Source organism: Pseudomonas sp. 39004, assembly GCF_028682155.1.
Lineage (GTDB): Bacteria > Pseudomonadota > Gammaproteobacteria > Pseudomonadales > Pseudomonadaceae > Aquipseudomonas > Aquipseudomonas capeferrum.
Genome location: NZ_JANIAG010000139.1, coordinates 1 through 15,377, shown reverse-complemented (window position 1 = coordinate 15,377; position 15,377 = coordinate 1). Strand labels below are relative to the sequence as shown.

The 15,377-nt window shown below is 60.0% G+C and carries 12 protein-coding genes and 3 pseudogenes; 11 read left to right on the top strand and 4 right to left on the bottom strand.

Annotated elements, in window-relative coordinates; genetic code table 11:
• Nucleotides 1-233 precede the first annotated feature (233 nt).
• The 3 genes and pseudogenes from phnX to NP534_RS20455 all read left to right on the top strand — a co-directional run.
• Nucleotides 234-1,061 carry a phosphonoacetaldehyde hydrolase gene (gene phnX, locus NP534_RS20465; protein WP_274099901.1) on the top strand — a complete coding sequence of 276 codons (828 nt, stop codon included), beginning with the start codon at nucleotides 234-236 and terminating at the stop codon, nucleotides 1,059-1,061.
• A 32-nt stretch (nucleotides 1,062-1,093) separates the two neighbouring features.
• Nucleotides 1,094-1,240: a hypothetical protein gene (locus tag NP534_RS20460; RefSeq protein ID WP_274099900.1), complete on the top strand. Its 147-nt coding sequence runs from the start codon at nucleotides 1,094-1,096 to the stop codon at nucleotides 1,238-1,240.
• Between the two features lie 342 nt (nucleotides 1,241-1,582).
• Nucleotides 1,583-2,173: pseudogene (locus NP534_RS20455) on the top strand (OmpP1/FadL family transporter); the annotation flags it as partial.
• Between the two features lie 342 nt (nucleotides 2,174-2,515).
• On the opposite strand, the gene NP534_RS20450 reads toward NP534_RS20455, so the two are convergent.
• Entirely contained in the window at nucleotides 2,516-4,237 is a 1,722-nt protein-coding gene (locus NP534_RS20450) for an amidohydrolase (protein ID WP_274099899.1), read from the bottom strand.
• A 243-nt stretch (nucleotides 4,238-4,480) separates the two neighbouring features.
• Between NP534_RS20450 and NP534_RS20445 the strand changes: the two genes are divergently transcribed.
• From NP534_RS20445 to NP534_RS20425, 5 genes are all read left to right on the top strand, one after another.
• Nucleotides 4,481-5,392, top strand: coding sequence for a LysR family transcriptional regulator (locus NP534_RS20445; RefSeq protein WP_274099898.1), 912 nt, complete (start codon nucleotides 4,481-4,483; stop codon nucleotides 5,390-5,392).
• A gap of 240 nt (nucleotides 5,393-5,632) precedes the next feature.
• Nucleotides 5,633-6,703: a C45 family autoproteolytic acyltransferase/hydolase gene (locus NP534_RS20440; RefSeq protein WP_274099897.1), complete on the top strand. Its 1,071-nt coding sequence runs from the start codon at nucleotides 5,633-5,635 to the stop codon at nucleotides 6,701-6,703.
• 119 nt (nucleotides 6,704-6,822) lie between these two features.
• Nucleotides 6,823-8,115: an MFS transporter gene (locus NP534_RS20435; protein WP_274099902.1), complete on the top strand. Its 1,293-nt coding sequence runs from the start codon at nucleotides 6,823-6,825 to the stop codon at nucleotides 8,113-8,115.
• Nucleotides 8,116-8,509: 394 nt separating this feature from the next.
• Nucleotides 8,510-8,983, top strand: coding sequence for an OsmC family protein (locus tag NP534_RS20430; RefSeq protein WP_274099896.1), 474 nt, complete (start codon nucleotides 8,510-8,512; stop codon nucleotides 8,981-8,983).
• Between the two features lie 376 nt (nucleotides 8,984-9,359).
• Nucleotides 9,360-9,752, top strand: coding sequence for a hypothetical protein (locus NP534_RS20425; RefSeq protein ID WP_274099895.1), 393 nt, complete (start codon nucleotides 9,360-9,362; stop codon nucleotides 9,750-9,752).
• A 785-nt stretch (nucleotides 9,753-10,537) separates the two neighbouring features.
• Here the strand turns inward: NP534_RS20425 and NP534_RS26840 are convergent.
• Both NP534_RS26840 and NP534_RS20420 read right to left on the bottom strand, forming a co-directional pair.
• A complete protein-coding gene (locus NP534_RS26840; protein ID WP_443201089.1) occupies nucleotides 10,538-11,050 on the bottom strand; it encodes a DUF2199 domain-containing protein in 513 nt (170 codons plus the stop codon).
• Nucleotides 11,051-11,237: 187 nt separating this feature from the next.
• A pseudogene (locus tag NP534_RS20420) lies at nucleotides 11,238-11,549 on the bottom strand (DJ-1/PfpI family protein); the annotation flags it as partial.
• A gap of 32 nt (nucleotides 11,550-11,581) precedes the next feature.
• On the opposite strand from NP534_RS20420, the pseudogene NP534_RS20415 reads away from it, so the two are divergent.
• A pseudogene (locus tag NP534_RS20415) lies at nucleotides 11,582-11,725 on the top strand (transporter); the annotation flags it as partial.
• A gap of 79 nt (nucleotides 11,726-11,804) precedes the next feature.
• Here the strand turns inward: NP534_RS20415 and NP534_RS20410 are convergent.
• Nucleotides 11,805-13,055 (bottom strand): MFS transporter, encoded by a 1,251-nt coding sequence (locus NP534_RS20410; RefSeq protein WP_274099894.1) that lies wholly within the window; start codon nucleotides 13,053-13,055, stop codon nucleotides 11,805-11,807.
• A 103-nt stretch (nucleotides 13,056-13,158) separates the two neighbouring features.
• On the opposite strand from NP534_RS20410, the gene NP534_RS20405 reads away from it, so the two are divergent.
• Nucleotides 13,159-14,127 carry an AraC family transcriptional regulator gene (locus tag NP534_RS20405; RefSeq protein WP_274099893.1) on the top strand — a complete coding sequence of 323 codons (969 nt, stop codon included), beginning with the start codon at nucleotides 13,159-13,161 and terminating at the stop codon, nucleotides 14,125-14,127.
• Between the two features lie 675 nt (nucleotides 14,128-14,802).
• Nucleotides 14,803-15,377 (top strand): SDR family NAD(P)-dependent oxidoreductase (locus tag NP534_RS20400; RefSeq protein ID WP_274099892.1); only part of this gene is annotated, 575 nt, incomplete at its 3' end.

Genomic DNA, 15,377 nt, shown 5'->3' with positions numbered 1-15,377 from the left:
TTTCGTCTCGGCTGTAGAGCATGCCGATCGGCCGGGTACGCGCTCAATCGCCTTCGCCGAGGACCCGTTCCATATCAGCTACTTCCTGTGCTGCCTGGCCATCCGCCGTAAGCGGCCAATCATCGGCGAATTGTTCGATTCGTTGACCAATCACTGATTCAAGCGCTCAACGCCAGCGCGCTACCGTGCTAGGCGGGCTTCGCTCATCGCTTTTTCACTCAAGGAGCAATGTCATGAACTATCAGCAACCCAAGCAACTGCAGGCCGTGATTCTCGATTGGGCCGGCACCGTGGTGGACTTTGGCTCATTTGCACCGACCCAGATCTTCGTTGAAGCCTTCGCCGAGTTCGGCGTGCAAGTCAGCCTGGAAGAAGCCCGCGGCCCAATGGGCATGGGCAAGTGGGACCATATCCGCACGCTGTGCGACCTGCCGACCATCGCCGAGCGCTATCGGCTGGCGTTCGGCCGCACGCCCACCGACAACGATGTGACCGCCATCTACGAACGCTTCATGCCATTGCAGATCGAGAAAATCGCCGAGCACTCGGCGTTGATCCCGGGGGCTCTGGAGGCCATCGAGCAATTGCGCGCAAAGCACCTGAAAATCGGCTCATGCTCCGGCTATCCGGCAGTGGTAATGGATAAAGTGGTGGCGCTGGCCAGGACCAAAGGCTACGTGGCCGATCATGTGGTCGCTACCGATGAGGTGCCGAACGGGCGCCCCTATCCGGCGCAATCCTTGGCCAACGTCATTGCCTTGGGGATCAGTGACGTGGCCGCATGCGTCAAGGTCGACGACACCTGGCCCGGGATCCTCGAAGGCCGCAGTGCTGGAATGTGGACGGTTGCCCTGACCTGCTCGGGCAATGCGCTTGGCCTGACATACGAACAGTACAAGGCACTGCCGGAGGCAGAACTTGAGCAGGCGCGCACGCGCATTGGCCAGATATTCGAGGGCGCACGGCCGCACTACCTGATCGATACCATTGCCGAGTTGCCGGGAGTGATCGCCGATATCGAAGCGCGACTGCAGCAAGGTGAGATGCCCCAGAGCGTCTGACGCTAAGCATCGTCGATGTCTTCCTGTCGAACGTGAACCTTGCAACGATCATTACCCGAAGTGTCCGCTACTGGCCTGATCACATTGCCGTGGCGGACTGCCAGGCGCGCCTGACCTACGCCGAGTTCGCCCAAGGCAACCTCGGCCCCGGCCGCCCTGGCTACGGCTACCGTTGGTGATCATGAAGCTGTCAGCCGCATTTGTTCGGGTTTCTTACATCAAGAGGAAAATTTCTCACCCGCGTCTACTCTCTCTAAGCGATATGAAACCCTAGCTGGCAGTTGCCGAACCGGTACAGCGCATTGTTCAAAAGGAGCTGGCAATGACTGTGTTCGTAGAAGCTTTCAACAACCCAGGCCGCACTACCTCGGTGACTTCTGGTTCGATCATTACATCCTGATTGCTCCCCTGGCGCAGGTTGCGTCAAGCAGGACATCGAGCCATCGGTGTCCTGCTCTTTTCAAAGTGAGGAGTCAGGGACTATGACCACGACGAATCGTATGGATCACACCAAATGGTGGATGCCTGCAACGCTTATTCTGTTGTTTGCTCACAGCGCCAACGTGTCAGCCGGAGGCATCTTCATTTATGAAGCCGGCCAGGAAAGTAACGGCCTGGCCAATGCTGGCTCGGCTGCGCTCGCCACCGACCCCAGTGTGTTGATGACCAACCCCGCAGGCATCGCCCTGCTGCCCGGCACGCAGATCAGCGCCAACGCCCAGGTCATCTTGGGCGACCTGCGCTACTCACGTAACAGCAGCAACCAGTTCGATGGCAACGAGGGCGGTAACGCTCTGTAGTACCTGCCCGGCGCCAGCTTGTTCATCAGCCACCAGCTCGATGACCGCTCGGCCATCGGGTTCGGCATGTACGGTAACTTCGGCTTGGCGCTGGACTACGACGATGACTGGGCCGGGCGCTACTTCACCCAGGAATCGGCGGTGATTGGCGTCTCGTTCCAACCTACCTTTGCTTACAAGTTTACCGATGACCTTACCGTCGGCATCGGCCCACGCATGATGCTCGGCTATTACCGCACCGAGATGGCCATCAACAACAGCCTGCTAGGGTTGCTCGAGCGCCCCGACGGCCAGCTTGAATACAAGGACACCGCAAGTTCCACACTATTGCTTGATCAAATCACTGGGCTTCCAGCTCTGGTCGAAAAATGTCATCACCATTCCCGGGCTGTCTGAATAGGCAGAGGTGAAGAACGTCACTCGCTGCTCAAGATTGGTAAACGTGCCTCGAGGCTGAAGTCGTCGTCGAGGTAGAGGGCATGGGCGAGCGGGGGTGCAGGCGAGCAGTCCGCCTGCGATGAGGATGCGCACGGTCATTCGATGCTTTCCAATTATTGTTGTTAGGCACGGTGAAGCGGGTGTGGCTTTCGCGGGCAAACCCGCCCCACAGGGATTTGTGTTGCGCCTGTGGGAGCGGGTTTAACCGCGAAGCAGTCAGCGCTGGTAGATCTGCTTGCCAGCGAACCAGGTCTGCAGCACCTGGGTGTCACGCAGCGTCTCGGGGGCGACGCTGAGCACGTCGCGGTCGAGGACGATTATGTCGGCCTGCTTGCCGACCTTCAGCGAGCCGATCTGCTGCTCCAGGCGCATGGCGCGGGCGGCATTGAGGGTGTAGGCCTGGAACATGGTTTCCCGGTCGATTGCCTCGTCAGCATTCAGGACACCTTTGGGGCCCTTGCGGCTCACTGCCTGGTAGATCGCCTTCCACGGCTCTGGCGTGGTGATCGGCCAGTCGCTGGCTCCGGCGATGGTCGCACCGGCTTTGTACAGTGAATGGGCCGGGTAGCTGTGGGCGAAGGCATGCTCGTCAACATACGGCTTGACCAGGTCGAGGTTGGTCTCGTCGGCACTGGCCCAGTACAACTGCATCGAAGCGATCACATCGAGCTGCTTGAAGCGCGGATAGTCCTGATCGCTGACAATCTGCAAGTGGGTGATCGAATGGGGTACGCCGCTGTGACGTGCGCGCCGAGCCTGTTCAACGCCGTTGAGTGCCTCGCGCACGGCGCGATCTCCGATGGCATGCACGTGCACCAGCCAGCCACGCGCGTCGGCGGCATCGACCAGTTCACCGAAGTGCTTCGGGTCCAGCAGCAGTTCGCCGCGTTGGCCTGAGTTCTTGTAGGGCTCGAGCATCGCCGCGCTCTGCGCCGGCATTTCGGCGACGCCGTCGGCGAAGACCTTGATGCCGGGCAGTGTGAGGTTGCGCACGCCGAGGAACTGCTGGCGCACCTTGCCCAGCTCGTTCAGGTCGGCGGGGCGGGCCTTGGAGTCGGCCATCAGCAGCGCGGCGACGTGGGCCGTCAGCTCGCCCCGCTCGGAGAGGTCCTTGTACACCGGTAGCACGCCCAGCGAGTCGCTCTTCACATCCGAGCCGGGCAGCTCATTGGCGAGTGGGTCCATCCAGCCGGTGATGCCAAGCTGCCTGGAATAGTCCAGGGCCATGCGCCCGGCAGTCATCAGGGTGTCATGGGACAGCGGCGGCAGCAGGTCGGTCACTGGGTAGTAGCTGGCGTCGGCCAGAAACCCGTTGGGCGTGCCGTCCACATGCTGGCCAATGGTGCTGCGTGCTTCGGCAGGCAGTGCCGCGATGGTCTTGGCATCGATCTTGGCGCGCTTGAGCAGGGCCTGGTTGGCCCAACCGGTATGCATATCATTGGCGGCCAGAAGGATCGGCTGTACGGCCCATTCGCCCTGGTTGAAGCGTTGCTCCAGGGCTGGGATGTCATCCCAGTAGGTCCCCGGCACGCCACCGACGACCAAAAACTCGCCACGTACGGCCTTGCCATCTTTGCGCCACTGGCGCAGGCGTTGTTCAAGTTCATCGAGCGGGATCTGCTCGCCCATCAGGTTGGCCAGCTCCAGCTGCAGGCCGCCCTTGATGGCATGGGAGTGAGAATCGAGCATGCCCGGCATCAGCACCTTGCCGCCCAGGTCGATGACCCGCGTTCCGTCGGCCTTCAGGCGCAGCACGGCCTGGTCCGAGCCCACGGCGACGATCTTCTCACCCTCGACCGCCACCGCTTGCTGCAGCGGCTGGCCTGGCTCGGCGGTGTAGACCTTGGCGTTGTGAAAGATCACGTCCACTGCCGCGAAGCTGTGCTGGGAGGTGCAGGCCAGGCCCGCGCTGATCGCCATTTGCAGGAGGTGCTTCATTCGGTGCCTCGTTCTTGTTGTGATTGCGCCGCAGCCTAACCAACGCGCACGGCCGGTTAAATGCGACGGCAGGCACAACTTTTTTCGCAATCAGGAAAAAATCCCTGGCTTAAGATTGCCTTGATGCAAACCATCGGCCGCTTTACGCCTATTCAAATCCCTGCCATTTGCGGGCTAGATGAAAAGGTGTGGATGCTCGCGCGTTCCCTTCATTGCCTCGCTTGTGCCGAACAGGAAGAAACCATGGACAAAATGACGGCCCTGACCATTTTCGTCGCCGCCGCCGAACACGGCAGCTTCAGCCGTGCGGCCGATCAGTTGGGCAAGACGCCTTCGGCGGTCACCAAGGCCGTCGCCCATCTGGAGGGCGAGCTTGGCGTGCGCCTGTTCGAGCGCACCACCCGGCGCATGGCCCTGACCGAGGCCGGGACGGTATACCTTGAGGGCGCGCGTCAGGCCTTGATGCACCTGCAACTGGTGACCGAAGAGGTCGAGCAGTTGCAGCATGAGCTGCGTGGCACCTTGCGTATCACCGCACCACCTTCGTTCGGCCCAGCGTTTCTCAATCAGGTGTGCTTTCGCTTCATGCGCGAACACCCGCAGGTGCGTCTGGAGGTGAATCTCAACGACGCCAATGAAGACCTGATCGACGGTGGCTACGACCTGTCGCTGCGCGACGGCCCCACCGACCAGCCCGAACTGATCGCCCAGCCGTTGATCGAGAACCGCGTAGTTCTCTGCGCAAGCCCCGACTACCTGGCCCGGCGTGGCGAGGCCATCACCCTGGAAAATTACGCCCAGTACGACTGGCTGCTGCTGCGCCACCCCTTGCTAAACCGCAGCTTCTGGTGGGTCGAGCACGAGGGCCAGACCCTGCGCGTACGCCAGCCCACGCCCCGGCTGGTGAGCGACAATTTCGACTTCTTACTGTCCTGCCTGCTTGATGGCCATGGCCTGCAGTTCGTGCCCACCTGGTGCGCCGCGCCCTATCTGGCCAGCGGGCTGTTGGTGGAAGTGCTACCAGACTACTGGCGGGCGTTGAGTGCCTTCGGGCCCTGGGTGCACGTGCTGTATCTGCCCCATCGGCGCAACACGCGCAAGGTGCAGGCCTTCATCGCCTTGTTGCACGAGCAACTGCGCAACCAGGGGCTCTAATCGGGCTGCGCGGCGCAATTGTTCCGCTCAGGCACAAAAGTTGTGCGGGTTGTGGCGATGATCGGCCGGGGACGGCTCGCTAGGCTAGCGGTGATTGCCTGAACACAGCGGCCTCTTCGTGCCCGGTCCATTGCCCTGTCACTCTCACGGGAGGTGCATGCCACAGGGGGGACGAGGCGGCCTCTTCTTTCCAAAACAGCAACGATGCCCCGAGCCTGCTGTACCAGGAGTTGCCCCGTAGTGAAGATTTATACCCTAGCCACCGATATACGCACGTCCGCCGAGCGGGGTCGCCAGATCGGCGAGCGCTTCGCCGAGCAGATCCGTCACACCACCGCCCTCTACCTGGGCTTCTTCCCGCGGGTCGGAGTGCCCTTGCGCGAGGCGCAGCGTATCGGCGAGAACAGCCTGGCAGCCCTTGAGGCCTGGAGCCCGAACCTGGCGGCCGAGGTAGCCGGTTTCGCCAGCGGCGCCGAGCTGCCATTGTGGCAATTGGCAAGCCTGAACGCCCGCACGGAGGTTCTGGCCGCACGCACCCGCCACAGCGAGTGCTCCACCACCGTGCATGCTCCCCGTGGCCCGCGCGCGCCGCAAACCTTGCAGACCTGGGACTGGCACGACAGCCTCTGCCCGCACGGGCTGATGCTGGCGCTGCACACCGAGCGCGGGATGCACGTCAAACTGTTCTGCGAATTCGGCATGCTTGCCAAGCTAGGTGTCAACAGCGCAGGCCTGGGCCTGCACTTCAACATCCTGCACCACGCCAGCGACAACGACAGCGGCGGCGTGCCGGTCCATGCCATTGCCCGTCGCCTGCTGGAAGAAGCAAGCAGCGTCGATGAGGCCATCGAGCTTGCACGTTCGGCGCGGGTCAGTGCCTCTACCGTGCTGACCGTGTTCTCCCGCCAGGACAGCAGCCCGCGTGCGGTCAGCATCGAGCTGAGCCCCGAGCGCACGGCGCTGGTGCTACCGCGCGAAGACGGCTGGCTGCTGCATACCAACCACTTCCTCGACCCGCACCTGAGCCAGGGGGAGCAGGTGGCCGACCGCGCCGACACTCAAAGCCGCCTGGGTCATCTGGAACAGGTGATCGGCCAGATGGACAGCGCCGACCTGCGTGCCCGCGCCGAAGCCATGTGCGGTGCGCAAGGCGACAGTGCGCCGATTTGCTTTCAGCCCGACATGTCCATGCCCGACACCGAGCGCTGGGAGACCCTGCTGAGCGTGGGCATCGACACTGAGCGTTGCCTGTTGGAATACGTGGCGGGCACACCGCTGCAACTGGCCAAGGCCGGCTTCGAACGTTTCTGAGCCCACCCGGTGCCGCCTGCCTCGGGGGCACCCGCTGAACGAGAACAACAACAATGTATGCGGATCATCCCCACTCGATGTTTTCCCGCTCCGCCTTCCGGACCTTCTGTGTGTCTGGTATGGGCACGGCGCTGGAATTCTACGACTTCATCATCTACGGCACCGCCGCCGCGCTGGTGTTTCCTCAGGTGTTCTTCCCCCAGATGGACCACCTGACGGCCACCCTGGTGGCGTTCAGCGCCTTTGGCGCGGGCTTCTTCGCCCGGCCATTGGGCGGGCTGGTGTTCGGTCACTTCGGCGACCGTATCGGCCGGCAGAAAGTGCTGGTCGCGACCTTGCTGCTCATGGGGCTGAGCACCTTCCTCATCGGTTGCTTGCCAACCCACGCCAATATCGGTGTGGCTGCGCCGATCCTGCTGGTGGTGCTGCGCCTGGTCCAGGGCTTCGCCGCGGGCGGGGAGTGGGGCGGTGCCGCGCTGTTCGGTATCGAATCCGCACCGCCGGGCAGGCGAGGGCTATGGGGTAGCTTCACGAGCATGGGCATTGGAGTTGGCGGCATCTTCGGTGCGGCGGTCTTCGCCATCGTCAGTGCCGCCTTCGACGACAACCTGGTGGACTTTGCTTGGCGCATCCCATTCTGGCTCGGTGGCACCTTGGTGCTGGTCGGCCTGTACGCCCGCCTCAAATCACCGGCACCCGTTGCCATCCCAGAGGTCAAGCCGCTACGCGCGCCACTAACCGAGGCCCTGCGCCAGCGCCCACGGCAGCTGCTGTTGTGCACCGGTATCGCCTTCGGCTACTGCACCATTGCCTACATTGGCAGCACGTTCTTCCTGACGTACGCCACCCAGATGGGTTTTGGCAGCACCGAGGCTCTGATGTTCGATCTGACGTTGTCGATCGCTATCGTGTTTTCCGCACCTCTATTCGGCTACCTGTCCGACCGCCTGGGCCGGCGTTCGGTGTTGACGTTCGGTTCCGTGGTTATGGCGCTGGGGTTGTTTGCCTTCTTCGAGCTGGTCGGCATGAAGAGCTTTGGCATTGCGCTGTTCGCCTACAGCCTGACTGGCCTGCTGATGGGCGCGACTCAAGGGCCGATCCCAGCGTTTCTGGGCGAGCAGTTCCCACGCAGCATGCGCTACTCGGGGATCTCGGCCAGTTACCAGGTCGGCGCGGCGCTGGGTGGGGGTACCGCATCGAGTATCGCTACGGCGATCCTTATCCTGACTGACCACAACCCGCTAGGTGTGGCGTTGTATGGAGTAGGGGCGCTGACATTGGTCGCAGTGTGCTCGTTGAAGCTACGTGAGACATCGTGCTTGAGCATGGCGGAAATCGATGAGGCACCTGATGGGGTTGCGGGTGGAGGCGAAGTTGCTGCAGCGCTAATGGGCATTGGCGGCAAAAAATAGAAGTCGTTGCACATTGCGGCTTTCGGTTGAACCGCCGAGGTTCGAATTGCGACGGATACAAGTCGGCTACTTTCCAATAATTGGCTTTTGTGAGCAGCACCTGTGGGTTGATAGCGGTCAGTCGCGAGGGACTGCTATCGACCCATGGCTGACATTCAAGGCACAGGGCTGATTAGGGAGTTTGTTTGCTTCTTCACATCAAAATACGCCAGCAAGCACTGTCAAGCCTTCCATAAGGCTACCTCTGGGGCCTGCTCATTGCTTTCGCACAACCAGTGCATGCGTCAATGCAAACAAGAGAAGCTGGTTGGGAGCCACCTGAGCGCGCAAGATTACCGTGCTGACGCGAGAAGAGCGGGTCATCTTCTGGGCATCTTTCAACACAGGAGTGACGATGAAAGAGCACAATTATGCTGTCACCATCAATTGGATAGGCAACACCGGTGAGGGTACTGCCAGCTACACGGCTTATCAGAGAGACTTCACTGTCGAGTCGCCAGGAAAAGCGTCTATCCCTGGTTCCGCCGACCCTGCTTTTCGTGGTAATCCCGAATGCTGGAACCCTGAAGACATGTTGCTGGCATCGATCTCGGCCTGCCACAAGCTCTGGTATCTTCATCTCTGCGCCGTTAACAACGTGTGCGTGCTGGAATACGTCGACCACCCGGTGGGCCTTATGATCGAAGGCAATGGCCAGCGCAAGGGCCATTTCAAGGAAGCTGAGCTAAGACCTCAGATCATCATTAGTAGTCAATCAGATAGAGATCTTGCAATGCGCTTGCATGACGATGCTCACCACGAGTGTTTCATTGCCAACTCGGTCAACTTCCCTATCAACTGTAGGGCTGTTATCAACTATCGAAACTAATCCCTCAAAGGCTCTAGCGTCGGTATCGGCCCGGACATCTAAATGTCTGCATGGGGTTGTAATGCGACGGTCATACCTCGACCGACCCGACCCGACCCGAAGCGGACGTGGACGTGGACGATTCGGTCTGCGCTTTTCTCAAAGGTACTAGCTTCCCACTTCATGCAAGCTCAGTTTGCTGCCAGCGTGGTGCAGCACGTTAAGCACTGTTCAACCCTGTCCGTGCAGACCAGTTGCAAAGGGTCGATATTAGCGTCGATGAATAGCAGGAGAGAAGCTAGCCAATCCATCTCATGCAGACGTAGGCTGGTAACATTCATTGGTCAGCGATAATATCGGGCCGTTGCTCACTTCGACAGCTAAGGCTAGGATGCCAATGACCAAAACGATCTCTCACACTGATGTCGAGGCCCTGCTAAGCAAGGCGCAAGAGGTCACGCTGACACTGACCGAATTATCGGTTTACTGCCGGAATCTGGGCCTGCGCCCAGCCAATTTGATGAATGCTCTCTCGGTCGAAGTTTCCCGACGATTCGTCCTTGGTGAAATGTCGTATGAGACTGGCGATGTCATCATGAACAGTCTGTTCAGTGCCATTATAGACCTGAGTATGGATGAGGACATGCCACAGCCGGCATTTGACATCTATTTAGCATTTGACGAGGGGGAGTATCAACACCGAGGAGATTCGGCGCACATAGCACCGTCTGAGCGATACACCCGACCGCACTTGTTGGAGATCTTGCGAGGACTGGACGACACCGAATGATCAATGTAGCGTCAACTGCTGCGCAAGTGCACACTCACGCTCGCATAGAGTGTGGGCCGGCGGTTTTGGCCGAGAGTCGTAGTCACGCAATGACCACTATGGGGCCAAAGCGGTCACTCGCGCACGGCCTTGACGTCGCATCCACTGTTCCAATCGAGCGCGCTGTAGCCCGCGTATGCCCCGGTATGCAGTTCGGTTCCCATGTGTATTCCTTTGAGAATCCGCGATGACGCAGGTGGCATGAACCAACGTCTCTATCACATACGCGCAGCTTACAGGCCTGCGTGTAGCCGCGCTTGCCGGCGATGAGCCGTCCAACGGACCCGACATCTGATCAGGTTTTCGCTTTGGATTGATCGCGGTCACTCGTGATTATCAGCTTTCGACTAGAAGCAGTCCTTCAAAGAGGATAACTGACAGCCGAAAACCGCCGCTACAGAGTACTCAGTAGCGGTCTTTACCAAATCATGATCAGATTCTCTGGCCCGTGGAGCACCATTGCTTCAGGCCCTGCCCAGGCGTCAGGGTGCACATTGACATAGAGAGTGCCTCTATCTAAGACCAATACAATAACGTCGGCCGTTTCGTCTGCACGTATGTCTTTAAGCGCACAGCCGCTGAGATCGGAAAAGATTACGCCTTCAAACCGACAAGGGTTGTATACAGACAACACGGACCCGTCCACAAATACTAGCTGGAAGTAGTCATCGACTTTTAGAGCGTCACTGATTGATAAATACCCCACTGCGGACAACCATCCCTTGATGGAGGAGCAGGGCGTCTGCTTAACCATCAAGCGCCGCCTCGACAATGCTCTGGACTCGGGCCATCGTTATACCAACGTGTTGCTCTACAGAAAGGGGGTGAACTGTATGATCAAACAAGATAAGCGGACGCTCACCCCAAGGCATGGTTTGAACTTGAATTTCAAGACCCAACGTTGATGGCTCGTAGGGCAAATTGCTCTGCAGCCACCCGCAGTACGGCGGTTCGGCTTCCCTCCCATCACGTTCCCAAAGCTCACACATTCGAAGAAAATTTCTTTCGCTCAAGGAGACCCATGCCAACCAGGCAAATGGGCCGGCACCGTCGGTTACGGGGATGAGGATACGGCCTAGGACGAAGAAATGCCTGCCATCAATCACGCATTGATCAGATGACAATTCGCCTCGTTCACCTCGCTCAGTCTCTGGTATTGAGTACCAGAGGTCTGGCGCGCTCGGGCCGAAGCACATCGGCAACTCATCGTGCGGCTTGCCGCATCTGTTACATATAAAACCGTTCACAGTGACTTCCATGTTTGGATAGAGCCTAACGGGTGAAGACCGCGCCAGAGCATTATTCATGCATGCTCGCAAGCCTACACCGCTAAACCCGGTACGTGTACAGATTTAAGTTCCGCCGTCATCGAATAACTATTGCGTCAGGGGCGGCCTTGGCCGATGCCCCTTACGCTACCCGGCGATGACTATTGGTAATCGGTGGCGTTCCCCCACAGATACCGGCAAGTGTCGCTCCACTCGAATGACTGGCACGAAGAAACGCTCGAAGATCAGGTGCTTCTGCACGTTCCCAGGCCATTCCTCCAATCACGACTACAACGTCCGGTTTCCAGTCCAGGCATTGTTGCAAACTGCTATCGACAGTTACCGCCAATCCACCCTGGGAGCGAAACTGCCCCGTAGCAGGCGCGAAAAACCCGACGTCGATCCCGTAAAACGGGGACGCAGTTCCAGCAATGAAAGCGTATTCCCAGTCCGCAAAACCGGGTGTCAGTATCAATCCCACACGTGCCATAAGTCAGAATCCTCCATGAATGCCAATAACCCAACCTGATGGTCACCCAATTACTAAAGGTTGGTGGCCACCCCATCACGCTCCAGGCTGGGCCGCGCTACTGGCTCGAATCACCGGATAATGGCCCAGAAGGGTGGGGCTTTCGCTTTGCTGTGACGCTGTTGTTCCCGCGCTGATAAATCCCGCACATGCTACCGGTGCTGCAGCATGGGTTAAGCCGTTTGGAAGCGGATCGGCGCCGCCTGGAGAGCTAAATCACAGGTGGAGTGCCGACCCGTTCAGTACAGTGCCATCTACCGAAGGCACTCGCACACGCAATGCAATCAGCAACGCGGCCAGCAGCATCAGCACGGCCGCCGCCACGAATACGCCTGCGCTGCCACCGAGGCTGAACATTGCCCCGCCCGCGGCTGCGCCTGTGGCGATGGCCGACTGTACAGACGCTACCACCATGCCCCCGGCGCTTTCCGCCTGGTCAGGGACCGCGCTGGCGACCCAGTTCGACCACGCCACCGGCACACCCCCAAAGGCCAGGCCCCAGACCGCCAGCAGTACGGCTTGCCCTGGCACCGACGCCGGCAACAGGACCAGCGCCAGTGCCGCAACGCCCACCAGCGCGGGCATCAACACCAGGGTGGCCAACGGGTGACGAGTCAGCATCCACCCGGCCACCAATGTGCCGACAAAGTTCGCCACACCAAAACCCAGCAACATCAGCGACAGCCCCTGCGGGCCAATGCCGCTCGTACTTTCGAGGAATGGCCGAATATACGTGAACATCGCAAAGTGGCCGCTGTGCACCAGCACACAACCGAACATCCCCATAGCGATGCCTGGGCGCTGCAACACTTCAAGCACCGTGCGCAGGCGTGCCGGCCGACGTGGCGCAAGGCTCGGCAGTGTGAGTGACTGGAAAGCCAAGGTCACCACCCCCACCGCCGCCGCTGCAAAGAACGCGCTGCGCCAGCCATATAGCCCGCCCAGATAACTACCCAGCGGGACCGCAACCACCGTCCCGATGGCGATGCCGCTGAAAATGATCGAGAGCGCGCGCGGCAACAAAGCCCCCGGCACCAAGCGCATCGCCACCGCCGCCGCCATGCTCCAAAACCCGCCAAGTGCGATGCCCAGCAAGATACGCATCAACAACAGCACCGCGAAACTGGAGGAAACGGCGACCAACAGATTGGAAGCGATCATCAACGTGGAAAAACCCAGCAACACCCAGCGGCGATCGATACTGCGAGTCAGGCCTGGCACCAACAGGCCGGCGAACAGCGCCACCACGGCTGTCACCGTTACCGCTTGGCCAGCCAGCGCTTCGGACACCCCCAGCTCGGTCGCCATCGGCGTCAACAGGCTGGCCGGAAGGTACTCAGCGGTCAGCAAGCCAAACACGCCCATGGCCAACGACAATACGGCCATCCACGCGGGGGTTGCAGGTTCTGCATCCGGCCCGGCGCCGGGACGGCTGTCGGGTACGGCATTGCATACAAGGTCAGTCATTGCATGGATCTCCCAATCTTCAATTGCGACCCGTAGTCTAGGCGCGAGAATCCGGATGATCTATGATCAAAAAACTCAATTTTTTGACTGAAACACCTGAGCAATGTCGACAGATCAATTTGCCCTTTCTTCCGACCTCATCAACGAGCTGTTGCGCGGCATGCGCCTGCGCGGTGTCGAGTACCGGCGTATCCAGGCGGGCCCGGCCTTCGGCTTGGGCTTCGCTGCCAAACCCGGGCATGCCTGGTTCCACTTCCTGGCGGTCGGCAACGCGGTGCTGCGTATGGAAGACGGGACAACGTATGCGCTGTGCGCCGGTAACGCCGTCTTCATCTCCCATGGCGCGGCCCATCAATTGCTCTCGCATACGCACGTGCCCGTGCAGGACATCGATCTTCTGGGCGGCGAGCCTCTGGGCGACACCGTCAGCGCGGTTGCCACCGGAACCGATGCCGGCCCCATGCCGACCACGCTTTTGTTCAGTGGATGCATGGAGTTCGAATTGGGCAGCCTCCATGGCCTTGGCAAGCTGATGCCGGGCCTGATGCTGATTGATGCCGGCGGCCAGCGTTACCCCGGGCTGGTGCCTATTCTCACCACCATGGAGCGAGAGGTCAGCGCCGCACGCATCGGCTTCGCCGGCATCCTCGCGCGATTGGCCGACGTGGTCGCCGCCATGGTCGTTCGTGGTTGGGTCGAGTGCGCCTGCGGCAACGCCTCCGGCCTGGTTGCCGCCCTGCGCGATCCGCGGCTGGCAGGTGCACTTCTGGCGCTGCATCAACAACCGGGCCGCGACTGGACCGTCGAGCAGTTGGCGGAGCAATGCAATACGTCCCGCTCGGTCTTTGCGGAGCGTTTTCAATTGACGATTGGCATGACCCCGCTGCGCTACGTCACCGAAGTACGAATGCGGCTTGCCAGCCAGTGGCTGACGCTGGAAAGGGTGCCGATTGAAGAGGTCGCGCAGCGTTTGGGCTATACGTCTCAGGCGGCGTTCAGTCGGGCGTTCAAGCGTGTTACGGGTAAGACGCCTGGGTCGAGTCGCAGGTTGAGGCAGTCCGCTGCCACCTGAAACTGAGTGGAATTAGTGGGGGGCATAATGGGCGGCGTTGGGTCGAAAAGCCGCCTTCCACGAACGGCAGCTTTCGACCCTGAGCGGACGGTAATGGCGTTGCGTTCGGAGTGGGCCGGGAGGTGTTCGTCATGACATTTCTGGCGCTTACCAGATCGAGCGCCGCCCGCGCGGCGCATCGCGGATAAATCCGCTCCTACATTTGTTGCAACGCGCCGTTTCAGTCAGGCCTTAGTTGTTCGCCTAGGCGCATGGCTAACGGCCGGTGGGGCGGCGGCAGCGCCAGCCGAGAAATCGTATCGTACCAACAAGGCTGGCAACTATGGCCTATCAGGGCATGGCACGTTGCAACAAATGTAGGAGCGGATTTATCCGCGATGCGCCGCGCGGGCGGCGCTCGATCTGACAGACGTTGAAAATATCAAAGCTGACACCTCTATGCCCAACACCTACCGTCCGCTCAGGGTCGATAGCGGCCCGTCATGCACGCCAATCGGCCCGCAAAATACCGTAATCGACACGCGCGGACTCAAGGGCTTGTTCCAATGACAACAGACAAGGCTATAGATTATCTACTGACATTAACAAGCGTTGCTGCCTCTCTGAGCGGTGCTGAGCGCTGTTAGTCTCACTTCACCAACCAACCACCCATCCACGCCTCACTCAGGAGGATGTATGTCAGTAGAAAAAGTAGCAATAGTCACTGCCGGTGGTAGCGGCATGGGAGCGGCAGCAGCACGTAGACTGGCTGCCGACGGCTTCAAGGTCGGTATTCTTTCTTCCTCTGGCAAGGGGGAGGCCCTGGCGCAAGCGTTAGGCGGTATCGGCGTAACCGGCAGTAATCAGTCAAACGAAGATCTGCAGCGCCTCGTCGATGCAGTCATTCAGAAATGGGGCCGTATCGATGTGTTGGTTAACAGCGCCGGCCATGGCCCGCGGGCACCGATCCTTGAGATCAGCGACGATGACTGGCACCTGGGCATGGAGACCTACCTGCTCAACGTCATTCGTCCTACGCGATTGGTGACGCCGTACATGCAGCGCCAGAACGGCGGTGCAATAATCAACATTTCTACTGCATGGGTGTTCGAACCCAGCGAACTCTTCCCTACCTCGGCAGTTTTCCGTGCCGGTTTGGCGTCGTTCAGCAAAATCTTTGCTGACAAGTACGCCGCTGACAACATTCGCATTAATAACGTGCTGCCGGGTTGGATCGACAGTCTCCCTGCTACCGAGCAGCGTCGAGAAGG